We start from the raw sequence: 25,645 nt of genomic DNA, 5'->3' as shown, positions 1-25,645 counted from the left end.
CACTTTTCCCAATGACTGTTGACATCTTTCTACTTGAAAAGTAGTGGCGCAAATTGCGACAGGTAAACTCTCCAGTTCGTCCAGGTGTGACCACCTTCGGTTTCAACATATGTGTATTTCATTCCCATTTTATCGAGCTTTGCACGATAATCGACTATATTTTTGTACAGAAAATCGGCCTTACCTATACCAATCCAATAGAGTTTGTAGCCATTTTTCATCTGAGTTTCCAATGTTGAATCGATATTTTCGTAAACTTTCGATTGCACTTTGTCGTTTGGAATGATGGCTGCCGAAAAAAGGCCCACATAGTCGAAGGTATTTGGATAATATCTTGAGATATGCAGAGAATGGTATCCGCCCATCGACAGACCGGCAATGGCACGGTCGGCCTTATCAGCTTTCACACGGTAATTGCTTTCAACGAATTTGATTACATCAGGAAAAGTTTCTTCGAATTTACCATCCATGGTGTGTTCCATTTGCATACTAGGTTTGGCATAACCCAGACTTGATTCGCCAGGAGCAGCTTCCTGAGCCACATTTCCGTTGGTCATCACTACGATCATCGGTTTTGCCTTTCCCTGCGCAATTAAATTGTCGAGGATTTGAGAAGTACGTCCAAGAGCAATCCATGCTTCTTCGTCGCCACCCATTCCGTGCAACAGGTAAAGTACCGGATATTTATCTTTACTCGCTTCGTATCCGGCAGGAGTATAAACAGTAACGCGGCGAGGCATTCCGTTTCCGGGAGAATCGTACCAACGGCGGGTAACCGATCCATGCGGAACTTTGCTTACTTCGTATAAATCGCCTTTACCACCATCCACAATAAATACATTGAATACCGAAGCCACATCGCGAATAATATAAACATTGCTTGGGTCTGTTGTTTTGAAGCCATCAACAATTACTGTGTACGAATATAAATCGGAAGCCAATGGCTGCGAGGTAAAAGTCCAAATTCCCTTTTCGTCTTTAGTTAGTTTGGCTGTTCCGGGAACATCCATCATACCCCATTGGGTTTTCAGTTTTACAGTCGGCAAAAAGTCGCCGGTAATTTGTACAGAATCGGCAGCTGGAGCCTGGATCCGGAAAGTGACAGTATGATCGGCTTTAACTTCAGGCGAAACAATTGGCGCTCCACCGAAAAGTGCCTGTTGGGCAAAAGTCGCCATGCTGCATAGGATTATGACAGCAATAATTGTAATTTTTCTTTTCATAATTTAAGTTTTACAGTATTTGTTTTGAAAAATATGTTTTGCTTTTAACATTCGATTGGTATCGAATTAGACCCTTAAAATTACATTGTGTTTAACCGACACATAGATTTATTTTCAGTATTGACGAAAACAGAATTTATACAGCCAATCGGATCACGTTAACTTACTGAATAATTATATATTAACCATCTTAAAATCCAGTTATTTAAATTGCTTTTCATCCAACCGAAAAAAGCGAACGGCATTATTGAATAAAATATCACGCTTCTGGTCAAACGACAGATACTGGGCATTTTCAATTACACCGATTGATGTTTCGAAAAGCTTTGGCCACATCATAAAATCGGTTCCGTACATAATGCGTTTCCCAAAACCAGCCTGAACCAAGCGTTTGATATAGGCATGAATTTCATCCAACGGATAACTCCATATCATTCCTGAAATGTCGCAATACACATAGGCATTTGCACCCATTAGAGCAATCAGTTCATCGGCCATCGGGTAACCGGCATGTTGAACCCAGATTTTCAGTTTTGGATGCCGTGCCAGCAAATCTTCGAGCAAAAGTGGGTTTCCCATCGATGCCCGATATTTCGGTTGAGTAATGTTAGCCATTCCGTTTCCTCCGGTTCCCATGTGAATTCCTACAGGGATATTCAACTCTTCAGCAACAGCAAAATAGGCATCGAGGGACATATCGCTGGGCGACATACCCTGATATTGTGGAGCTACTTCGCTCATCACTTTATAAAATCCATTTGAAAGCGAATCGCGGAACGCTTCAACAGTCATTTCTTTTGAACTACTGACTCCAATTCCAGGAATAATCCTTCCTTTTGGCGCTGCATTATACCAATTGTGCAAAATTTCGGCATCGCTGAACGCCACCATGGTCATGTTGAGCCGCTCCATGGTTTCCATCACGGCGGCCTGCATTTCGGCATCGCTTTTAGCAGGTTTTAAAGGATTGGCGCAATCGCCGGAAGCAGCAAATACCATTTTTTCGTTGGGGTCTCCACCGGGCATGTTACTCAAAAACCAGGGACACATTTCAGAAGTAAAATTGGGATTGATCTTCATGGTGTGCACATGCACATCGATAATAGGCAAATGAGGGCTTTTTTTAGCAGGCTGAGCTACAACGAACAAACCTGAGAAAAGAAAAAGTACCGCTAAAATATTCTTTAAATAATTCATTGTTTGGCATTTAAATTTATAGAAGGTCGTTCTCCAGACTTCCAATCTGTTTAGAAACCTCAAAAACGACCTCCTGAATTTTTAATTATCCTTTGATGTTACCATCCTGGATTTTGCTTAATGTTTTGATTTACACCCATTTCGTGTTCAGGAAATGGAAGCAATTCGTTTTTACCAGTCTTAAACCCGTAGGTTTCGTTGCTGTATGGATACGAAACAGCTGTTCCATTAAAAACAGGAATCTGTTTTCCTCGATTGGCCAATGCTGTTGCCGCATCGCCCCAGCGCACCAAATCCTGAAAGCGCACCTGTTCGATACAAAGCTCAAGGCGTTTTTCCTTCTTAATATCATTCAGGGTTAAGGTAGAAAGGTTTGGCAGTTTCGCACGAGTCCGGATTTGATTGATGTAGTTTAACGCGCTGGCCTGATCTCCAGACTGGAGGCAAGCTTCGGCTGCAAGCAGCAATACCTCGGCATAGCGCATCATTCGATAGTTATTATCCGTCGCTAATCCGTATGAATTGGTTATAACTTCCGAACCCAGAAACCTCCATTTCCAATCAAAAACACCTTCGTGCCCATACAGACTTGTCCCAGCGTTGATGGTAACCGGAGCAATTGGAGCCCCAATGGTTTTTACCTGCTCGTAGGTTTTTAATGTATTATTTAAACGATATCCATCCTGACCTTCCATTTCAACGAACGCATCGTAAAGCGACTTGGTTGGATTCGCAAATCCCCAACCACCTGGATACAGATCGTGTGCATTCATGAAGTAACCGAAAAGCGACATTTTATCGCTTCTCCAGCCGTACATGTTACCCAAAATAGTTGTACCCTGATTGAATGCATTATCTCCATCGTTGATTGAGTTGACTTCGAAAAGGTTTTCTGCTCCAAAGTCCTCAACCTTACGTAATACATTGCTGTAGTCAGCCACCAAAGAATATTTTCCGGAGCTGATTACTGCTTTTAAAGTTGTCGCAGCTTCAGCATTTTTGCCTTCAAAAAGCTGCGATTTGCCTAGCAATGCCTGGGCAAATTGCTTTGTAACACGCGCACCAATTGTTTTGTCAGTAACACTTGATTTTTCAGGGAGTTCGCCTGAAGAAATGGCTTCGTTCAGATCTTTTTCAATATAGGCCCAAATATCACTCAATGAACCGTTGGCCTGCTGATATTCGCTTGGAGCAAGTGGTTTTGTTACCAATGGAACCGGCCCCCACAATGTTACCAGGTTGAAATAAGCCCACGCACTTGCAACTTTAGCTTCAGCAATAGCTTTTTTCTTGGTTGTTGACTCTTCAGAAAAGTTATTGATTACCAGATTGGCACGGTAAATAAGTGTGTACAATCCGCTGAAATATCCACTGGCCGTACCGTTTGACGGGCTAAATTTGTATTCATTTAACTGCTCAAGAATGGCATTGTCGCCTCTCGAACCACCGCCTGAGTTGATGTCATCTGAAAGACAGTTCTTCAGAAAGAAATCGTTATAGGCTTGCGACCTCCATTGAAAATATACTGCTGCTATTGCCTGTTCGGCATCGACATCGGTTTTATAGAAACTTTCGACAGAAGTTGCGCCCTGCTGTTCAACCAAAAGCCGGTCTTCACAGGAAGAGAATAGTAAGGTTCCGGCAATACAAAAGAATATATATATGAATTTTGTTCTCATAATTTCAGAATTTAAAATGTTACGTTGATACCAAACAAAACTTTCATTGAATTTGGATAAGCTCCCTTATCTACACCCAAAAGTGTAGTTGAACCAGCTGAAGCTTCCGGATCGAATCCTGGGTAAGACGTGAATACGAATGCATCCTCAACCGAAGAATAAACTCTCAAACTACTTATATACATCTTTTTACACAATGTTTTTGGAAGTGTATATCCAAGTTGTATTTGTTTAATCTTGAAGAAGGAGCCATCCATAACGGCATCGCTGCTAATCCAATATTTATCCTCACCATTGGCATTTGGACGCGGTTTTGACGCAGTTGTATTTGTCGGAGTCCAACGATCGGTGTAGAAAATTTCCAATTTGTTACCGCGTGGACGGTCAATTCGTGTCAAGCAGTTATAAACATCATTACCATAAGAGCCTGTTCCGAAAACAGTGATGTCGAAACTTTTGTAGGCAGCATTTAATGTTAGTCCGTAGGTAAAATCAGGGATACCACTACCCAACATCACTTTGTCATCATCGGTAATTGCACCATCATTATTGGTATCCTGAAATATTGGATCCCCAGTGGCATCACTAATATCCAAAAGTTTATAACCACGCATATACCAAACCGGATACCCCTGTTCAAAAACAGTAATTCCTTGTTGCGTATGGAAAGAGGCGCCGTTAATCCTAGAAATACTTGGGTCGAGGTAAGTTACACTATTTTTAAGGGTCGCCAGGTTTCCATGGATGCTGTATGAGAAGTCACGGATTTTCTCACTCCAGTTCAATTCGAATTCCAATCCTTTATTGGTAACATTTCCAGCATTAACCGCAGTAGATGCAACCCCTGTTTCATAGGGAGGTGTAATGGATACAAGCAAATCTTTGGTCTTTTTCTCATAATAGTCGAAACCAAATGTCATCCGATTTTTAAATGCGCGAATATCAACCCCAAAATCCAACTGTTCCGAAGTTTCCCATTTTAGCTGGGGATTACTCAAGGTTGAAGGAGCAGATCCAATCTGGTAATCGATGGCATCTGAATAGGGATAGGAACCAATTGTTCCAATTGATGCGCGATATGCAAACCCTCCAAGAGGACCGGTACTACCGTTCTGCCCCCAACTGGCGCGCAACTTCATTGTATTAATTGGTGTGTTTTTTGGAAAAAAATCTTCATTTGAAATGGTATAACCAGCCGAAAGAGCCGGGAATGTTCCCCAACGGCTTTCTATCGGAAGAATAGATAAATCACTGGCATCGCGACGTAATGAACCTTGAAGAACATACTTGTCGGCATAGTTATAAATAAAACGTCCGAAATAAGAGAACTGTCTGCCTACATTCGAGTATCCACCGGCAACCGTTTTAGTCGCAGTTGCTGTCAAATAATTCAAATCGCGGTAAAGTGCGTCATCTTTCAAAATTGCATTTCCGGTTGCTGTGACTGTAGTTGAATATGGTTCGGAATAAGATGTACCCAACATGGTTGTCAAATTGTGCTTACCAAGTGTATAAACATAGTTTGCAAAATTTTCCCATTGGTAATAAATACTGTTGGCGTTGGTGCGCCCCACTTCAATATTGTCGTTTTTTGTGACATCATTGGCGTAATAGATATAATTGAAATGATAACTACCGGTGAAAGCTCCCCGATAACCGAGCTTTGAAGTAATGGTAAGGTTTTTAATGGGTTTCATTTCTGCATAAATGGTTCCCATAACGCTGGCACCTTCGTTCTTTGCATCGGCACGATCTCTCATCAGTAAAGGATGAACATTGTCAGATTTATATATTTGAGACAGGCCATAATATCTGCCATCCTCATCCTTCAGCAATGTTTTTCCTGAATTGATAAGGTCTTGCATATATGAAGGCAGATTGTTTGCATCAAAATAAGGCTGAGTAAGCGGATCCATCGTTAAAACAGAAGCCAAAAGGCTGCCGTATTCAGAGTTTTCAGTTACCGATTTGCTTTTCCAACGTTCAACAATATTGTTTGTACCAACCTTTAACCAACTGTTGATATTGTAATCGGCATTTGCCATTGCGGTTACGCGGTTGTAAACATCATCATCTCCCTTTACAATACCATTCTGATCAAGGTACGAAAGCGAAAGGTTGTAAGATCCCCGATCGTTTCCACCCATAAAGCTAAGGTTGTGTTTTTGCATGATCGAATTCTCGAAAGCTACGTCTGCCCAGTTCGTATCAGTTTTTCCATCCCACAATGCCGAAATTTCAGCAGGAGTGATAAAGTTTGCTTCAGTCATATAATTTACATACTCCTGGGCATTCATTACTTTGGGGATGCGAGCCAGTTTGTTGGTTACATACTGAAAGTCGTAACTGATTTTGCCCTCTCCTTTTTTACCTTTTTTGGTTGTGATAAGAACAACCCCATTACCGGCCTGAGCACCGTAAATAGCAGCCGAAGCGGCATCTTTCAGTACTTCCATCGACTCAATATTGTTAGGATCAATGGACCCAATATCTGAAGTTCTTAAACCGTCAACCACATAGAGTGGATCGGATGATGAATTGGAGCTGAACCCACGAACACGAATGGTTGGATTTGATCCGGGAGCTCCAGATGTCTGGATGACCTGAACACCTGCAGTTTTTCCCTGCAAAGCCTGTTCCGCACGAACAATGGTGCGGTTTTCCATGTCGGCTGATTTAACCTGTGAAATAGCTCCTGCCAAATCACTTTTTTTAACCGTACCGTATCCAATAGCCACGACCTCTTCAATACCAATCGTTTCATCGAGCAATGTGACATTAATCGACTTTTGGTTGCCGATTACTACCTCCTGCGATTTCATCCCTACAAATGAAAATTGCAAGGTTGAACTATCAGCAATTTTGCCAATCGAATAATTTCCATCGATATCGGTGATTGTTCCGTTTGTTGTTCCTTTCACCACTACAGTAACTCCGGGTAACGGATTTCCACCTGAGTCGACTACTTTACCTGTGATTGATTTTTGTTGTTGAATCGCAGGTTCTGACCCATTTTCATTCTTTCTTTTCAAAGCGATATAACGGTCAATAATCTTGTATTCCAGGTTTGTTCCATTCAGTAATTTTTCTAAAACTTCTTTTATTTCTTTCTTATCAACGTTAATTGAAACACCTTCCAGAGACTTTATTTCGTCGTTGTTGTAATAAAAATAATACTCCGACTGACTTTCGATTTGTTTTAACGCTTCAACCAAAGTCCCATTCTTGAGATTGATGCTAAGCTTCGTCGATTGAGAATAGACTGAAGCATTTACGCTGATAACAAAGACAAGAATTAAAAAGCTCGTTAGTTTCATAATTCGTAATAGTTTTTTTAACAGCCTGACATGGCTATTACATTCTCGATGTTTTTTCATAAGTTTGTGTAGTTTAAAATGAAACAATTATTGTTTTATTTTCCGGCGATGAAATGGGTCCAAGCATTTCATCGCTTTCTTTTTATTCCATATTCAAAAGTTTAGTTTATTTCGACATGATTGTTATTAAATTTTTCTCGTTGGGGCGTACCTGATACTGAAACCTGATGGGAGCCAACTGCTCCATTGCCATAATGGTCTGGTCAATTGGCTTAGCTCTCAAAATAGTTCCCGAAAAATTATAGTCTTTCAATGATTCCTGGCTAAATCTGATTTCAACATTGTACCAACGCTCCATCTTTTTGGCAATATCGCTCAACTTCTCCGAACTGAATGTGATTTTGCCATCTTTCCAGCTGGTATAAAAATACGAATCGGCATTTTGTACCTGAATCGATGAATTCCCATCTGTTTTTACGGCTATTTGTCCTGGAATTATATCTCCTATCTTATGGCCAACCAAGTCGTTGATCTGAACCTTGCCTTCGTCCAGAAACACAGATTGAGTTGGCTCTGATGGATATGCAGAAAGATTGAAAGAGGTTCCCAAAACTTCAACTTCAAGCTTGCCCGTTTTTACCTTAAAAGGCAGGTGTTTGTTTGGAGCAACTTTAAAATAGGCTTCACCCTCCATAAACACATTTCGCTCATTCTGATTGAACTTATTTGGATATTTAAATTTCGTTCCCGAATTCAGCCAAACTTCAGTTCCATCGAAAAGGAATAGATGGCCTGTTTGCCCATACATCACTTCCATTTCGGCATATTGAACATCATTACCATCTCCGGTTAACAAAGAATGGGCATATAAACCAGATACAAATGCCAGTACAAGAATTGCGGCGTATTTCAGCATTGCTGCTGAAGAAGGTAAAAATCGCTTTTTAACAACTGCATTTTCAATATCATTCCAGGAGCTGGTTTTATCTGATTCATGCAATTGTTTAGCATCTTTTAAGCCCTGATAAATCTGATCACCTTTGGCATACAGCCGTCGATTCTGAGGATCTTCCAGCTCTAGTTCCAGCAACGTATTTTCATCAGGATCAAGTTCGCCGTGCAACTTTCCAGAAATTAAATCCCAATACTTGTTATCATTCTTTTCCATTGTAAACCTGTATATATAACCCACGACGCAAAAACGGGATAAACAGGGTGACAGGAATTACACCTTTTTTTAATAAAGTATCAATTTTATTTGCTGACTTGTGTATAACAGCTGCTCGAAGAAGAAGCGACTCTCCCACTCAATCTGTATTTTCAACTGAATATCAAACCAATAAATTGAAAATGATTAAGAATTAAATTGCGATTTGGGAGTTTGTATTAAAAGGTGAAAGAGTAAAAAATTAGTTGGATCAAGTTCTTCTTTCAGAAACTGATATGCTCGTCCCATTTGCGTTTTTACTGTATTAACGGAAATATTCAGACGTGCAGCAACTTCCTTATAGGATAGCGATTCGAAGGCGGCTAGCTCAAGTATTCTTCGCCTTTGCTCAGGCATACGCTGAATGGCCTGATAAAGTCCGGCATAATAATCAAAGTGGTTGATTGTCGTTTCATCGGGCACATCAGGAAGGGCTTCAAGTCCTATAACCAACTGATGTTTTGATTTTCGGGCCTGGCTCACAATTTGGTTCCTGAGCATCAGGTAAAGGTATGATTTTAAAGATTTTTCGATGAAAATATATTGACGGCGCTCCCATAGTTTTATGAAACAATCAGAAACCAACTCTTCAGTATGAGTTGTATTGCGGCTATATTTGCAGGCCCACAACCACATCTGGTAATAATATTTTTCGTGCAAAACTTTCAACGCCTTAACATCACCCTCAACAATTTTACTCCAAATATTCTGATCGTCCATGTTTGTTTACCAATAAATGGTTTTTAAAAAATATATCAAAACCGAATTACGCGAATAAGCTTTTGCCAAAAGCTAACTCATATAAACATAAATCAATGAAACCTATTTAAATGCTAAAAAGAGGATGAATCCATTTCATGAAATCCTTCCTCTTTTTATGTCTTAATTCAAAATTGATTATCAACAGAAATACCTGTTAATAAATAAATTAGCTGAAATCAGTAATATTATTTCACGAAATCAGATTTCAGAAGATAATCAGCACTAAGTTTAATTCCTTCGAGTGAGGTCTTCAGCATTTCGGCTTGTACTTTCGGATCCTGTGGACCAAATCCCGGAGGAGGAGCCCCCTGACCATCTTTTGGACGGTTTTTCATCATATTAGCCATAAAATCGGCCATATTACCACCCTGAGCCTGAATATTTTTCATTTGGTTCATCATAGCCATCGACTGTTCACGTTGTTCTTTATTCATTTTGGCTTCCATTTCAACAAACCAATCCGAATTACCATTTTTGTAGAACTGATTGAAAATTGCTTCATAGTTGATCTTCCCGGTTGCGCCAACCACATATTCATCTTTGATGTGCAATAATTTGAAACGGGTCGGATATTTCTTCAGATAAGCAACAGGATCCTGACCACCCACCGAAATCCAGTAAACATCCATCTGGAAGAATACTTTATCAGGATCAGTGTTGGCTAGAAGAAAATCTTCATACAATTGATCTGTATTTGGGATCTTAACGAATTCAATATGGTGGTTGTGATAACCAAATTTGATTCCCCTTTTGTTCGCCTCATCACCTATTTTATTCATCAAGTCGCATTCAGCCTTTAGTCCTTCAATTGTTCCTGACCAAATATTCATTGGAAAAACCACATATTTGCAGCCAATAATTTTGTGGTCGGCAAATACCTTTCCCCAATCGGCCAGGCTACCTTCAACATCTTTCACATCAAATTTACCACGTGCATGGCTTGAAATAATTTCCATACCACACTTCTTGGCCAAAGCAGCATACTCGGCGGGTTTGTACCCAGCAACTAAACCTGTTTTAGCATCGTAATTCGAGATTTCCATAACGACATAACCATCGTCGGCTAGAGCTTTGAATGAACCTTCGATATCCGATTCAAGGCCTTTCACAGAATATGTTGCGATTCCAATATGTTTTTTAGGGCTGGAAGCTCCAAAAGAAGTTGATGAAGTATAGAAAAGCGCCAAAATCGCAATAAAACAAAAGCTTAAAGTTTTTTTCATGAGTATTTTAAAAATTATTTAACAAATGAAGCATTGTTCAGGTAATCGAAACAGCCCTTAACACCTTCGAATTGAGTCATGTTCGTTTTTATCTTTTCAATTTCAACATAAAATTCGTTGATCCCAATTGAATACGCTTTTTTGAAGATGTTTTCGAAATTCATCATTCCAGACTGACCTAAAACTGAGCGGTCTTTGATGTGAAGAACCTGAATGCGTGTTGGATATTTTTCAAAATAATCCAGTGGATCCATCTGTCCCATAACCGTCCAGTAAACATCCATTTCGAAGAATACCAAAGCAGGATCTGTTGCTTCCATCATCAGGTCATAAACGATGTCGCCAACCGGACGAAGAACGGCTCCAGGACCAGTAGGGAGAGTTTCACCTGGTTTTGCAATCCGTTTGAACTCCATATTGTGGTTGTGGTACCCCCATTTGATACCGGCAGCTTTTGCTATCTCTCCAGCATTGTTGAAGACTTCGCCTACCAGCTTTGCATCGTCGTGGGTTTCAATAGTCGGCATTCCCGGCTGAATCAAACGGCCAACTCCTAATTTTACATGATCCTCAACAGCTAACTTCCACCAATCGGATATTTTAGCAACATTATCTTTTGTGTATGTCCTTTCCGGAGGATTCACATGAGCGCTGGTTATTTTCAACCCTGCATCTTCTGCTATTTTACGGTATTCGCCAACCTCATATTGACCCATCTTCCGATTGCCGTAGCCGGCCAGTTCGATTGTGCTGTAACCAATTTCTTTTATTTTTTTCATTCCTTCCGGAACATTCTCGGTCAGTTCTTTCATTAATGAATAGATCTGCAACCCGATCACCTTTTTCCCGGCAATCGTTGGTGCAGTTTTAGCCGATGCAATAACAGGAGCGAAATTTCCAGTCATCAAACCACCGGCTGTTAGTAAAGATATTTTCTTTAAAAAATCACGTTTTGACTCCATCATAATTTTTGATATTAGAATTTGTTGGTATGTGTTTAACTATTGAAAATGCCCCGAAAAGCCAATCATTTTACAGGACAATAAAGAGTACTGCAAATAAAAGCTTTTCGGGGCAAATGTATTATTTGTATAACGAATACGGATTTCTGTAATCGTAATGGTATAAACGGTGAGCAGCAGCTTCTTTATCGTCGCCAAAACTCAATGTAGCAGGATTCCATTTTACCGGACGTTGAAGTTCGGTAGCCATGTTTCCGAGGCAACAAGTGATTGCTGTGCTACAACCAACTTCGATTGGAGCAATTGGATTGTTGCGAGAGCGAACACTATCGATAAAATTCTGCATGTGTGGAGAGCTGATTTCAAAACTTCCGCTTCCTTTGGCTGCGCTTTTCTGCATTTCCTCGAACATTTTTTTGCGTTCTTCTGGAGTCAGATTTTTCGGACGTCTTCCGGCTAATTCAGCTGGAACAAGAGATGCATCAGAACAAGCCAGATAACCACGGGCAACTTCAATCCATCCTTTGGTACCTATAAATTTGATACCCTGTGCATTTGGCATATCTTCCAGATAAGGTTGTTCTGTCATTTCAACACCGGTCAGGTATTTAAAAGTAAGATAAGGCTGATCTTTGTATCCTTTAGGAGTAATAAGAGCAGGACCCGATCCGTCCATGCCGATAGCAGCCTGAGCAATATCGAACATGTGAGCACCCCAGTCGGCGGTAAAACCATTACCGGTTTCGCGGTACCAGCGCCATGCGCCCCAAAGTTTTTCACGTTCTTCAGGTTCCAATGAAATTGGAGGGCACAAATCAGGATGATAGTGAATATTCGGATCGTTCAGCGGTCCCATCCAAAGGTTGAAATTCAGGTTTCCAGGAATAGCCATTTCTGGTAAATCCAACGGTTTTGGCGGATCACCAACTTTGGCATAGATTTTTTCGATGTGCCCAATAGCTCCAGCTTGAACCAATTCAATGGCTTTCTGGAATTCTTTGCTCGAACGCTGCTGAGTTCCAACCTGAACGACACGTTTGTTTGCTTTAGCCACTTTCACCATCTGAAGGCTTTCGGTAATGGTGAACGAAAGCGGTTTTTGCACATACACATCTTTCTTTGCCTGACAGGCATGAATCGTCATTAAAGCATGCCAGTGGTCTGGAGAACAAACTTCAACAGCATCAATGTCTGTGCGCTCAAGCAATTCTTCGTACTGTTCGTACATGTCGCACCGACCTGCAATTGATTTACTGGCTTGCCAGGCTTCGACACGTTTTTTAAAGCGCTTTTGTTTCATGCTGTCAACATCGCAGCAAGCTGCAATTTGTACTCCAGGAACGCTTGAAAAACTGCCAAAATCGTTTATCCCTTGTTGTCCTAGGCCGATAAAACCCATAACAACGCGATCGCTAGGAGCAATTCGGGTTCCGTCGCTCATCGTCCAACTTGGAAGGATGGTAAGGCCGGTAAGGCCAATAGCTGAAAGTTCCAGAAAGTTACGTCTGTTCATTCCACTGGTTGAATTTTCTTTCATTGGTAGATTGATTTAGTTTGTGGTATATTTAAATATATTTATTCTCAACATTAAAACGCATTCTATGCACTAACATGTTGTTAGGAAAACAATTCGCTAAAACTCACAAAAGTGTGTCCAACTGACGCAATGATAGTTTTTTTATTCCAGAATTGGACAGTATTTAGTTTTGTTGTAAAACATATCAGAGGGATTCAGACATATATTTTTAATGGCCATAAATGCCAATAAGATGGGGATAAAAATTAGCTATAAATGTATGAAGAAGAAAAACCCCTTTGCCATTGCTGGTAAAGGGGTGAAACAAAAATTCATATCAACTTTTGATGTTAATTCAGCACTTCGTATTGCCTTTTTTTTGACATATCCCGACCAACAGAATATGAATTTATGATATATAAGGTTCTATCTGAAATCGAAAGTTATTTTCATATTTAACTTTCCGCCATGAATTTTAGCAGAATTGAACTGATAAGGATTTGATTGCGGCCCAGACGAAGAAGCATCGGTAAACTTAGTTCCGATAGCATTGATGCCATTCAGGAAAGAGATATCGCCTTTGGGATATTCGATTTTTGTTCTGGCAGGTGCTTTCGGATCGGCTGGGGTCAGCATTCGGAGGAAAATGTCTTTGCTGTGAATGTAAACCTTGAAATCCGGACTATCTTTTCCTTCAATCTTTGCCCAATATACTTCAGAATGGTAACCTTTAAACTCAGGATATTTGAATCCTGATTCTCCAGTGATAGTATTGTTGTAAGCTTTTTCCCAGAGTCCAAATTCAACACCTTTCATACGGTTTTTATAGACACGGTAGGGTCCGTTTCCCAACCATTTTATTCCGACCACATTTTTTTCAGGATAATCGAATGTTACGCCCGCAAACAGACAATTGTTATTCGGTTCATAGTTCACATCCAGATCAATCAAGCCATTTCCAAAAACAGTCCATTTGAGCATGTCGTTGTTTTCGAAAACCGTTTCAATAACCAGCACATTATCCTCGAAACGGTGGGTCGATTGTTTTACCTTCTTTTCACCGGCAACAAACACCGGCCCGTTGGAAAGTGGAATCAATCGATCTCCATTTTTGATTTGCTGAATAGTTCCGTCTGTCTTGCTGAATGTGAAATTTAGTTTATTAGTCTTCACAATCAACTCTTTTTCAGTCTCCTGAATAGTTGGTTTTTCTCCTGAAGTTTCTGTCAGCAACTCTTTTATTTTTGCTTCAGGATATTTCACCGGCCAGCTCCAGGTATTTAACACTCGACCATACTGATCAGTTGCCTTAATTCGCAGAGCATCGAATTTTTGCCAGTTTTCAGGCAACTTAAGCTGAATCATTCCCTTTTGACCGGGAGCCAGATCAATTTTTAGATTCTCACGACTATTCACCTCTTCTGTCCTGTTTTTATCGGGCGAAGAAAAGCTAACCCATTCAGCATCAAATGTGCATTTATTAAGATTGGTATAGAAATATCGGTTTTCGATCCTGAAAGAACCGTTGAATTCAGGACTGATGTAACGTTTCTCAAATTGAACAGGCGACCAAATCTCTTTGATCGTATAAAAGCTTCCTTCTTTCTCATTGTATGGTCCCAGAATACCGTCAGGGGCATGATTACCGTCGCTGTCGAGTTCCCGATTACGGTCAGTGCGTTCTACCGCCTCGTCGGCAAATACCCACAGAAAACCTCCGGCTGCCAGTGGATTATTCCACATCATTTGCCAATAATCGTCCAATCCGGCACCAAGGCCACCATCGTACAAACCATGTAAAAATTCGGTAGGGAAGAATATTTTGCGTTTGCTGAAACCGTCGAGAGCCAGTGAATTGTAGTCGCTGTAATGCAGCGTATTGGTTAAATCGTAATCCTGCCATGGGTGTAACACTTTACGTTTCTGAATGTCCAACTCGGCAAAATCATCGTTCAGGTTATTGTTTTCGCCACCTTCGTTGCCATTGTCCCAAAGAATGATCGACGGATGATTGACATCATGGGCAATCATTTCTTCCATTAATTTCCGGCCAACAACATCGTCATACGAAGGTTTCTGCCATGCTGTAAGTTCGTCGAGTACAACAAGTCCAAGTGAGTCACAAACATCGAGGAAGTGCTTGTCGGGAGGATAGTGCGACATACGAACCGCATTCATGTTCATGTCTTTCATCAGGTTCACGGCTTCTATGCTCAGCGCTTTTGACGAGGTTCGGCCATATTTTGGGTTAAAAGTATGGCGGCAAACCCCCTGCATTTTTATACGAACACCATTTATATAAATTCCGTCGCTTTCGCGCACCTCAACAGTACGGAATCCAATCAACTCGCTATATTGATTAATTAACGCACCGTTTTTGTCCAACAGTTTAAATACTGCTTTGTATCGATTGGGAAACTCAGGATTCCAGGTTTTTGGACTGGCCATTTTACCCGAAACATTACAAACCGGAGCATTTACAGCGGTTTCAAATTTTGATTCAGTTTTTCCGGATAGAGTCTGTATCTCAGCAATTACTTCAACTGCATTTTTGAATCCAGAGATATAAACATTGGCCTGAAAATCACCATTAGCACGCGCATCAACTGCTACCCTCGCAATATTCTCTTTCGGTTTGGCTTCCAGGTAAACCGGACGAAAAATGCCTCCGAATATCCAGAAATCTGCTTGCCGTTCAGCCTCGTTGATCGACCAATTACCGGAATGTTTATTTACCAAAACCTCCAATTGGTTTTCTTTTCCAGGCTTCAACAATTTACTGATGTCGTACTTAAACTGATAAAAAGCGCCCTGATGGATTGGTCCGGCCAGTTTGCCATTAATCTTTACTTCAGCATCGGTCATCACACCATCGAAAACAATATTTACCTGTTTGTTTTGCCAACCGGCGGGTACGTTAAACTTATAGCGATATGTTCCGGTCTCGTTGATCCTGTTTTCGTACTTGTCATGTCCGTAATTGTAAGCGCCAAATCCTTGCAGTTCCCAGCACGAAGGAACCGCAATAGTTGTCCATTTTCCACTGTTCATACCTGCTGAACAGAAAAACTTCCAGTTTACTGTTTTATCAGCTCCGGTTCCCGACAGATATTGGGTCTCATTATTTTGAGCTAACAAAAAATTGGAAAGAAATAGAAGTAAAGTGAGTTGAATTATTTTCATACTAAAATTAGGTTGGTGTTGTGTTAAGCATCGTATGAGGTTAAGTCATTCCGAACTTGTTTCGGAATCTGTTATCTATCAATAGATGCTGAGATAAATTCAGCATGACAGTGGTTATTTCAAGCTTAGCACAACATTAGTTTAAAATGTCAGGGGTTCCATTATTTGTAAAAAAAGGCGAATACCTAAATTGTCAAAGATATCCGCCTTATTTTTCACAAACAAATTATTGTTATTTCCACATTGGGTGTTGCTTCAAATTTGGATTTTTATCAATCTCATCTTGTGGAATAGGTAATGAATAATATTTATCGGCAATAGTTTTCCCAATCCGATCAGAAATTGCATGTTGCCTCTTTAAATCAAAAAATGCCTGGCCTTCGGCTGCAAATTCCCATACACGTTCCTGAATGATAGCCTTGCGTAAATCAGATTGCGAAATATCGGCAGCAATTGGCTCTAATCCGGCACGAGCGCGCACTCGGTTAATCCCGACTAAAGCCTTGCCTGTCTGGTTTAACTCGCAATAGGCTTCTGATTGTACCAGTAAAACATCAGCGTAACGAATGACCTTCATATTGCAGCCATAATCTCCGGCGGCAGTCGATAAATTATCGTTAGGATCGAGGTATTTAGCAAAGTGACACAATGGGAACGATGGTTCAGTTCCGCTATCAGGATTATATACATAAGTTTTACCTGTTTTAACATCTTTAAAGCCTGTTAAAAAAGTGGTTTCAATTCGTTTATCGCCTGAAGCATAAGATTTGTAAAACATTGGGGTAGAAACCATAGATGACCAACCATCGGTTTTCTTCACATTGTATCCCCTCATTCCAGTAATCGCAGGGATGTCGTTTCCATTGATATTGGTGACAAATTCCACATCAAAAATGTATTCCTTGCCATGTTCGTTATTCACATCAAATATTTTGCGGAAATCTGTTTCCAAGCCATAACCAAAAGTGCTTTCGCTGGTAATAATCTCATCCGCTTTTGTTGCTGCTTTTTCCCAATAACCTGCCTTTTTCCAAGGCCAGGCTGCTTGTGTCAGATAAACCTTTGATAACATAGCCATAGCGGCGCCTTTGGTAGCGCGCCCCATATCTGTAGCTCCATAGCTGCTTTTTAATACCGATTCAGCATATTTCAGATCATCTTCGATAAGTGTCCAAACGGCATCATCTGTTCCCTCATTGGATAAATCAGACGCATTCATATCATCCTTCTCAGTAATAATAGCCACGTGATCATAAAACCGCATCAGAACAAAATAATTCAAAGCACGATTGAATTTGGCCTCGCCAATAATCTGTTTTTTGGTATCCTCGCTCTTAAAGGTTACGTTGTTAATATTAAACAATAGATTATTTGCCCGCCTGATTCCCCGGTACGAAATATCCCAAATTAATCTGGAAAAGTCTGTCGTGGCCGTCCAGGCAAAATCGTCCATTTCAACCCGTGAAGGAGCGCTTGAATTGGCATAAGCTGCTTCTCCCGGGAATTCAGCTCCCATCCAGATGTAACGCCTAAAACCATTTCCATCCTGAAGGGTTTGATAAACCGAAGTCAGCCCCGCCTTAGCATCAGCTTCGTTCTTATAAAAATTATCGGGTGTGATGTACTCATAAACATCCTCTTTCAAAAAGTCACTACAGGATGTGTTCGTTACCGTTAAAACGGCTGCGATTATAAAATATTTAAATAGTCTCATCTCAGTAAAAATTTAAGGGTTAAAAATCAATGTTAACTCCGAGAATAAATGATCTGGAAGCTGGGTAAGCATTGTAATCTACACCTAATTGGAGATTACTTTGACCCTGACTGTTTACTTCAGGATTATAACCTGAATATTTTGTAAGGGTGAGCAAATTCTGTCCGGTAACATATACTCTCAACGATTGAAAGAATGAGCTTTTTCGAATTTTATAACCCAATGTCAGGTTTTGTACCCTTAAGTACGATCCGTCTTCAATTAAAAAGTCGGATTGGAGCATGTTTTGATTGACCAACACGTGAGCCCTTGGGTATTTGGCATTTACATTTGTTGGTGTCCAATAATCCAGAACTTCTTTACGCTGATTTCCCCACGTACTAACAATATTGGTCTCGGCACGCAATACATTGTAAATATCGTTGCCATAAGTACCATTGATGTATATGGACAGATCAAAATTCTTATAGGTAAAGTTATTGGTCCAGCCAAAAATAAAATCAGGGTTTGGATCGCCAACAATGGTGCGATCTTCTCCAAAACTTATTTTTCCATCTTTATTTTTATCATAGAAACCCATGTCACCAACCTGATCAAACGTAGTACTTGCTACACGAGCCGCAGCATCTCTTTCTGCCTGAGTATGCATAACTCCTGTAGTTTTGAGTAAATTCCAAACTCCAACTGGCAATCCGGGTTCCAACCAACTTCCATTCACTTTTAAGTGACCCGAGATGGTTCCTTGTTGTGACGGAATGTAACCCGGAATTGATAAAACTTTATTTCTATTCGCTGACCAGTTCAACATGGTATTCCATTTAAAATCGCCAGTTAATACATCGGCTGATATGCTTAATTCCAACCCTTTATTTTCCAGACTACCCAAATTCTTTAAAACAGAACTGAATCCGGTTGTTAATGGAACTGAAATATTCCATAAAAGATCTGTTGTTTTCTTGTAGTAATAATCGGCAGTAAGATTAAACCGATTTTCAAGGAACCCAAAATCTACCCCAATGTCAGTAATAGCAGTCGTTTCCCACTTTAAATCTGGGTTAGGCATATTTTGTGCTGCAATACCTACGTTAGTAATTCCACCGATAGGATAAACGTATGTATTCATTTTTTCGACTGAAGAATAACTTGGTATATTTTGGTTACCTGTAATACCATAACTACCTCTTAATTTTAAATTACTAATCCAATTCATTGGCTGCATAAAGGTCTCCTGATCCATACGCCAAGCTGCAGCAAAAGATGGAAAGAATGCCCATTTATTATTTGTTCCAAACTTTGAGCTTCCATCGGCACGACCGGTAACAGTTATTAAATAACGATCCATCAGTACGTAATTAAGACGGCCAAAACCAGACAACAACGTATTTTTATCTCTTCCGGAGTAAGGCTTATCCCAGGTTGCTCCTGCATCCAAATTGTTGTACTCATAAATATCTGAGATAAAGTTTCGGGCTGTCATGCTACTGGATTTATTCTCAACCGACAAAGCTGAAGTACCAATCATTGCATTGATAGAATGAATGCCCGATTTCTTCAGATAAGTTAGAATATTTTCATTTGACAGGGATTGATTTCTGTTATTTTGCTGTTGAGCAATACCATTCGCGTTATAACCGGTATTCGTTTGTTTTGGCTCATACACTTCACGTAATGCACTTGAAAGATCAGCGCCTAAGCTAAATTTCAACGTCAACCCTTCCATCAGACTTACTGAAAGATCGGCTGATCCAAGCACACGGTCAATTGTTCCTTTGTCTTTTAAAAAATTCACGTAAGGAACAGGGTTTGGCACTGCGGAACCTCCGGACAGAAAGTTCATCGACGTATAATCACCCGTTGTTGGGTTAAATACCGGAACCGTAGGGGGCATTACCAAAGCGGCATTTATAATCGAAGTATTTCCTCCCCCATCGCCATTTTCGCGACCTACATTCGAAGTAACCCGGCTTGCCGTAAAACTGGTTGCAAGGTTTATTCGTTTGCTAATTTTTGTGTCTATGTTATTACGAAAAGAAATACGATTAAAATCCTGGTTCTTTACAACACTTTCTTGATCAAAATAACCAACCAACACAGAAAATTTGGTGTTTTCTGATCCTCCAGTAACCGTCACGTTGTGATTCTGAATTGGCGCAGAAGAACGGAAAATTTCATTTTGCCAATCTGTTCCTTCGCCTAATTCACTAATTGCCGGATAAAGTGGATTCGGAGTTGCACTTGGGTAATAGGCTGGGCGTGCATCATTAGCTGCCGCTGCATTTGCCATAGTGCCCCATTCTGTAGCATTCATCATATCTAATTTCTTTGCTACCTGCTGAACTCCTGCATATCCATCGTAGTTTACCGTTGTTTTTCCAGTTTTACCTCTTTTGGTTGTAATCAGGACAACACCATTGGCGCCACGTGATCCATAAATTGCAGTTGCCGAAGCATCCTTTAATATTTCCATGCTTTCAATATCACCAGGATTTAGTGTTGCCAGTGGATTTTGACCAGAACCCGATCCGCCAGCCGAACCACCAGCAGTTACCGGATAACCATCAATAACATACAAAGGTTGATTCCCGGAAGTTAATGAGTTTCCTCCACGAATACGAATGTCTACTGTACCTCCAGGTGATCCTGAGGTCGCTGTAACCTGAACTCCAGCTACTTTTCCCTGTAGTCCTTGTTCAAATGATGCAACCGATTGTTTCTTCAAAACTTCAGATTTAACTGAGCCCACCGATCCGGTAAGATCGCTTTTACGCATCACGCCATAGCCTACAGCCACAACCTCTTCAATACCAATCGTTTCGTCTACCATTAAAACATTAATTGAAGTCTGGTTGCTGATCTTGATCTCCTGCATTTTCATTCCGACAAATGAAAATTGCAAAGTCGAGTTTACTGGTATATTTGAAATTGAATAAACTCCATTGGAATCGGTAATGGTACCATTAGTCGTACCTTTAACCACTACCGAAACGCCTGGCAATGAGGCGCCAGAAGAGTCGGTAACTTTTCCGGAAATAGATTTTTGCTGCTGCATATCAAAAGCAGAACTTTCTGATTTTTTGGACAATACGATCTGTCTACCATCCACTTTATAAGCCACATCTGCACCATTAAATAAAGCATAAAGTACTTCGGAGATTTTGGCATCTTTTAACTGCACATCAACAGTACGATCCACATTAATCAATGAACGGCTGTAGAGAAAATAGAATTCCGACTGGTCCTCAATCTGTTGCAACACCGTCTGCACTGTTGCATTTTTTAGGTTAATCGACAAAGTAGTCGTTTGAGAGTAGGATACCGCTGCCCAGGTTTGAAGAACAGCTACCAGAGAGATTACTAAGGTTAGTTTCATACATAATAACATTTTTCTCACTCCCGGAGAATTGCTCCACGGAATGATCAGTTTTAACTTTTTTTCCATAAATTTAAAGCGATTAAGTATTAACATTTAGTTAGAGCCGACGGAGAACCTGCGAAGTTCCTGCCGGCTTTTTTTATCTTTTAGTCATGTAGATTATTCGTTGTATTTCGGTTAAGTTATTTACTTTCTTGAACTCAAATGTCACCGGCAATGCCAGAGCAATCAGCTTCAGCGATTGATCCAGCTTTTCATCCTGAATGGTGGCAGTCATTAAATAGTTGTTAATTTCCGGATCGGTTAAAATAATTTCAACGTTGTACCACCTTGCCAATTTCTTAATGGCAGTACCCAGCCTTTCATCTTTAAAAATCAATTTTCCATCAACCCAGCCTGCTGCATCTTGCGGATCAACGGTTTTCTGAATTATATTTTCAAGCATCGGATCGAACTGAACCTGTTGCCCAGGTTTCACGACCAACTTGTTTTTCTCATTTTCAAGATGAATCTTTCCTTCCAGCAAAGTTGCCTCGAAATAGTTATCAGAAGAATAGGCATTCAGATTAAAATGAGTTCCGGTCACTACCGTATTCATCATAGGATTATTCACCACAAATGGATTATCAGGATTTGATTTAACTTCAAAATAGGCTTCCCCATCTACAAAAACCTCACGTTTACTCCCGGTAAAACGCTCCGGATAACGAAAGATGGTACCATCGTTTAACCATACGCGAGTTCCATCGGGTAAATCAATTTGTGTACGGGTTCCGGGTTTGGTATAAATTTCGCGAAAGGTATTGGAGGCCAATTGATTTGAACTATTGGACGGATTAAAATAGAAATAAACCGAAAGCAACAGCAGTGGAATGACGAGAATAGCAGCAACTTTCGAAAATGCCTGATAAAGACTTTTTGACAAAGTCTTGGGTTTGTGCTGTTGAATTTGCTGATTGTTAATCTGGTGGTGTACCTGATCGAGCATCCGATTAAAATTCGGCGATTGCCCTTTCAATCGGATTTCTGAATGTGTCCAGATCTCACCTAAAATTTGGCGTAACTCAACATCATTCTCCGAATTGATCAGCCAGTTTCGGATTTGCTCCGATTCAGTTGTTGTCGTTTGCCCTTCAAGGTACTTTTTTATATCGTGATAGTTCATAGCTAAATTTAATGTTTTACTATACTACGAAATCAAAGCTTATAAACCCCTATCCGGATAAAATATTTATTGGTGAAACATCAGGAAATAAAACAGCAGGCCAAGAATATCGTGTTTACCCAACTTTTCTCTCAGGTATTTCAAGGCTGAAGTCATTTGATTTTCGACAGTCTTAATTGAAATTCCCAATTTTTCAGCAATTTCCTTGTTTGAAAAACCTTGTTCACGGCTAAGCCTGAAAATTTCTTTCCGTTTTTCGGGCATTTCACGAATCAGTTGATTGGCAAGCCCTTCAATGTTACGAAATTCGACCGATTGTTCAGTTTCGCTCGTTTGAAAGTCAGTTATCCGGCCAAACTCGCTGATTCTCATTTTTTCCGACTTTTCCTTCCGGAGCCATGAAATCGTTTCATGATAAGCAACTGAAAACAGGAATGATTTAAAGGAAAGGTGTTCTTTTATTTGCTCCCGCTTCTCCCATACTTTCAGGAAGACCAATTGGGTAACTTCTTCAGCAGCAAAAGAGTCACGGGTAATACTCAGGGCAAAGGCATAAAGACTTGCAGAATATTTATGAAATAATGCATCGAAGGCAGAAAAATCGTCCTTTTTCAAACATTCCACATATTCGTTATCATCTTTTACCTGCATGAAAGATTTTATATGATGAACGAACAAAAGTAGAAAAAAATGAGTCGTAACCTCTTCCTATTTTTAAATCGAAAAATTCGATCGCCGCATCAATCTAAAAAATTCTCACGCATTTGGCATAGATAAAAGAAATACACTATTTTTAAAGCCACGCAAACAAGGGCAATTCACGAATCAATGATGCGATTCAGGAATGCCAAAAACTTAAATGAAGACCTAATGAAGACAAACAATCTTTTCTTATCAGTTGCACTGACAACCCTGTTTCTATTTTCAGGCTGCCAGAAGAAAGCCGAAAACCTCGTTCAATTTGTAAATCCGCTTATTGGAACTGGCCTTTCATCCGGACCAAATGCAGTTAAACACAGTCAAGGGTCTGAAGCCTGGGTTCAGGACATTCCGGCTGTGTCAACGCCATTTGGGATGACTCAATGGACGCCTCAAACACGTGACACCGAGGCCAAGTGCATTTCGCCATATTATTTCGGTGGAAAAGGGATTCAGGGTTTCAGAGGCTCACATTGGCTTGGAGGTTCGTGTACACAGGATTACGGAAGCTTTACGATAATGCCGGAAACCGGATATTTAAAAACATTTGCCACCGATCGGATGTGCGATTACAACAAGGAAAGCGAGGTTTCTACTCCGGCTTATTATTCATGCTTGCTTATGCAGCAAAATTTGATTTTTGTTGAAATCACAGGGACTGCCCGTTCCGGATTTTTCAGATTCTCGTACATTGAGAATACAGACGTCAAGATTGTGATTACGCCGAATAGCGATGAAGGACAGGGCTACATTAAAGTCGATCCTGAAAAAAATGAAATATATGGATACAATCCGGTACACCGTATTTATCAGGGTTGGGGACAACCAGCAGGATTCAGCGGCTATTTTGTAGTCCGGTTCGAAAAGCCAATGGATAACTTTGGTTGCTATGTACAGATGGAAGATCACAAAAAAGAAACTGAAATTTCTGGAAAACCAGACATTGGAGCATATGCAGCCTTTCAGGTTAAAAAGGACGATGTAATTCAGGCAAAAGTAGGGACCTCGTTTACCAGTATTGAAGCTGCGCGTGCCAATCTTGACGCAGAAATACCTCATTGGGATTTCAAAAAGACTCGTGCCGAAACCGAGCAAATCTGGAATGAAACGCTAAATACAATTCAGTTAAAAGGTGGAAAAAAAGAAGACTACACCAATTTTTATACTGCACTATACCATTCGATGCTGTATCCACGTACGTTCAGCGATGTGGATGGCTCCTACCCTTCTTTTGATGGGAATAAATCGATTCAGAAAATAGAGAAAGGCCATGTTTATTACGATGACTTTTCGCTGTGGGACACCTTCAGGGCTCAACTTCCTCTGGTAAGTTTAATCGCTCCTGACAAGTATGAAGACATGATGAAATCGCTTGTATTGAAGGCCGAACAAGGTGGATGGCTTCCTATTTTCCCGATGTGGAACAGCTACACTTCGGCCATGGTTGGCGACCATGCCAACACCGCACTCGGCGATGCTTACCTGAAAGGTTTCGACATCAACATCGACAAGGCGTATCCATACATGCGCAAAAATGCCCTTGAAGTTTCAGAAGGCGAAGATTTCAAGAATGGCAAAGGACGCCGTGGAATGAAATCGTATCTTCAATATGGTTATATTCCGCTGGAAGACAGCATCAAAGAAGCTTTTCACAAGAACGAACAAACTTCGCGGACACTTGAATATTCGATGACTGATTTCGTATTGTCGAAGGTGGCCGAAAAATATGGAAAAACGGAAGATGCCCAAATTTTGGCCAAGCATGCCAAGAACTACCAGTTGGTTTTCGACAACGAAACCAAAAGTATGCGTGGAAGACACATTGACGGAACATGGAGTAGTGATTACAATCCAACAGCTCGCGCATCATACCTCACCGAAGGAACTCCAATGCAGCACCTGTGGTTTGTACCTCAGGATATTCCCGGATTATTTGACCTGATTGGCGACAAAAAACAGGTTCACGACAAATTGGATGAGCTTTTCAGTACCGATGAATACTGGCATGCCAACGAACCTTGCCACCACATTCCGTATTTGTACAATTTCTTAGGCGATTACGCTGCGACACAGAAGACAGTGAAAAACATCATGGCCTCGGAATACAATAACTTCGATGGCGGGATTCCTGGTAACGACGACTCCGGGCAAATGTCGGCCTGGTACGCATTTTCAGCTATGGGATTTTATCCGGTATCTCCCGGATCAGGCGAATATCAGGTTTCATCGCCTGTTTTCAACGAAATAAAACTGAACCTCAACCCGAAATATTATCCTGGCGGAAAATTCACAATCACTCAGAGCGATCCTGATACCTACAAAACATTCAGCAAGGTAGAATTGAATGGAACTGAGATTCCGTTTGTACTGAAGCATGAAGACATTCGCAAAGGCGGAAAGCTGAAGTTCTCGAATTAATTTAAAT

General features: G+C 40.5%; 16 protein-coding genes. 2 read left to right on the top strand and 14 right to left on the bottom strand.

Annotated features, from left to right (window positions below; genetic code table 11):
* Nucleotides 1-29: 29 nt before the first annotated feature.
* The 9 genes from AQPE_RS21295 to AQPE_RS21255 all read right to left on the bottom strand — a co-directional run bounded on the left by AQPE_RS21295 (nucleotide 30) and on the right by AQPE_RS21255 (nucleotide 13,107).
* Entirely contained in the window at nucleotides 30-1,223 is a 1,194-nt protein-coding gene (locus AQPE_RS21295) for an esterase (protein WP_318348500.1), read from the bottom strand.
* 201 nt (nucleotides 1,224-1,424) lie between these two features.
* Nucleotides 1,425-2,420: an amidohydrolase family protein gene (locus AQPE_RS21290; RefSeq protein ID WP_318348499.1), complete on the bottom strand. Its 996-nt coding sequence runs from the start codon at nucleotides 2,418-2,420 to the stop codon at nucleotides 1,425-1,427.
* Nucleotides 2,421-2,518: 98 nt separating this feature from the next.
* A complete protein-coding gene (locus tag AQPE_RS21285) occupies nucleotides 2,519-4,099 on the bottom strand; it encodes a RagB/SusD family nutrient uptake outer membrane protein (protein ID WP_318348498.1) in 1,581 nt (526 codons plus the stop codon).
* A gap of 11 nt (nucleotides 4,100-4,110) precedes the next feature.
* Nucleotides 4,111-7,416 (bottom strand): TonB-dependent receptor, encoded by a 3,306-nt coding sequence (locus AQPE_RS21280; RefSeq protein ID WP_318348497.1) that lies wholly within the window; start codon nucleotides 7,414-7,416, stop codon nucleotides 4,111-4,113.
* A gap of 166 nt (nucleotides 7,417-7,582) precedes the next feature.
* Nucleotides 7,583-8,584, bottom strand: a complete 1,002-nt coding sequence (locus AQPE_RS21275) for a FecR family protein (protein ID WP_318348496.1) — start codon at nucleotides 8,582-8,584, stop codon at nucleotides 7,583-7,585.
* A gap of 186 nt (nucleotides 8,585-8,770) precedes the next feature.
* The gene (locus AQPE_RS21270) at nucleotides 8,771-9,343 is read right to left on the bottom strand and encodes an RNA polymerase sigma factor (RefSeq protein WP_318348495.1); all 573 of its coding nucleotides are present in this window, start codon (nucleotides 9,341-9,343) and stop codon (nucleotides 8,771-8,773) included.
* Between the two features lie 227 nt (nucleotides 9,344-9,570).
* The gene (locus tag AQPE_RS21265) at nucleotides 9,571-10,608 is read right to left on the bottom strand and encodes a sugar phosphate isomerase/epimerase family protein (RefSeq protein WP_318348494.1); all 1,038 of its coding nucleotides are present in this window, start codon (nucleotides 10,606-10,608) and stop codon (nucleotides 9,571-9,573) included.
* A 14-nt stretch (nucleotides 10,609-10,622) separates the two neighbouring features.
* Entirely contained in the window at nucleotides 10,623-11,573 is a 951-nt protein-coding gene (locus AQPE_RS21260; protein WP_318348493.1) for a sugar phosphate isomerase/epimerase family protein, read from the bottom strand.
* A gap of 118 nt (nucleotides 11,574-11,691) precedes the next feature.
* Nucleotides 11,692-13,107, bottom strand: coding sequence for a Gfo/Idh/MocA family protein (locus AQPE_RS21255; RefSeq protein WP_318348492.1), 1,416 nt, complete (start codon nucleotides 13,105-13,107; stop codon nucleotides 11,692-11,694).
* A 259-nt stretch (nucleotides 13,108-13,366) separates the two neighbouring features.
* Here AQPE_RS21255 and AQPE_RS21250 point away from each other — a divergent pair, with 259 nt between their 5' ends.
* The gene (locus AQPE_RS21250; protein WP_318348491.1) at nucleotides 13,367-13,501 is read left to right on the top strand and encodes a hypothetical protein; all 135 of its coding nucleotides are present in this window, start codon (nucleotides 13,367-13,369) and stop codon (nucleotides 13,499-13,501) included.
* Nucleotides 13,502-13,512: 11 nt separating this feature from the next.
* On the opposite strand, the gene AQPE_RS21245 is transcribed toward AQPE_RS21250, so the two are convergent.
* The 5 genes from AQPE_RS21245 to AQPE_RS21225 form a co-directional block, all read right to left on the bottom strand.
* Nucleotides 13,513-16,269: a glycoside hydrolase family 2 TIM barrel-domain containing protein gene (locus AQPE_RS21245; protein WP_318348490.1), complete on the bottom strand. Its 2,757-nt coding sequence runs from the start codon at nucleotides 16,267-16,269 to the stop codon at nucleotides 13,513-13,515.
* A 232-nt stretch (nucleotides 16,270-16,501) separates the two neighbouring features.
* Nucleotides 16,502-17,983 (bottom strand): RagB/SusD family nutrient uptake outer membrane protein, encoded by a 1,482-nt coding sequence (locus AQPE_RS21240; RefSeq protein ID WP_318348489.1) that lies wholly within the window; start codon nucleotides 17,981-17,983, stop codon nucleotides 16,502-16,504.
* A gap of 19 nt (nucleotides 17,984-18,002) precedes the next feature.
* Nucleotides 18,003-21,353 carry a TonB-dependent receptor gene (locus tag AQPE_RS21235; RefSeq protein WP_318348488.1) on the bottom strand — a complete coding sequence of 1,117 codons (3,351 nt, stop codon included), beginning with the start codon at nucleotides 21,351-21,353 and terminating at the stop codon, nucleotides 18,003-18,005.
* A gap of 142 nt (nucleotides 21,354-21,495) precedes the next feature.
* Nucleotides 21,496-22,521 carry a FecR family protein gene (locus tag AQPE_RS21230; RefSeq protein ID WP_318348487.1) on the bottom strand — a complete coding sequence of 342 codons (1,026 nt, stop codon included), beginning with the start codon at nucleotides 22,519-22,521 and terminating at the stop codon, nucleotides 21,496-21,498.
* A gap of 66 nt (nucleotides 22,522-22,587) precedes the next feature.
* On the bottom strand, nucleotides 22,588-23,172 hold the full coding sequence (locus AQPE_RS21225) for an RNA polymerase sigma factor (RefSeq protein WP_318348486.1): 585 nt from the start codon (nucleotides 23,170-23,172) through the stop codon (nucleotides 22,588-22,590).
* 219 nt (nucleotides 23,173-23,391) lie between these two features.
* Between AQPE_RS21225 and AQPE_RS21220 the strand changes: the two genes are divergently transcribed.
* Nucleotides 23,392-25,638, top strand: a complete 2,247-nt coding sequence (locus tag AQPE_RS21220) for a GH92 family glycosyl hydrolase (RefSeq protein WP_318348485.1) — start codon at nucleotides 23,392-23,394, stop codon at nucleotides 25,636-25,638.
* Nucleotides 25,639-25,645: the final 7 nt, after the last annotated feature.

This window comes from Aquipluma nitroreducens (assembly GCF_009689585.1).
Classification (GTDB): Bacteria; Bacteroidota; Bacteroidia; order Bacteroidales; family Prolixibacteraceae; genus Aquipluma; species Aquipluma nitroreducens.
Note: the sequence above shows the minus strand (reverse complement) of the source record. Positions and strands in the feature narration are given on the sequence as shown.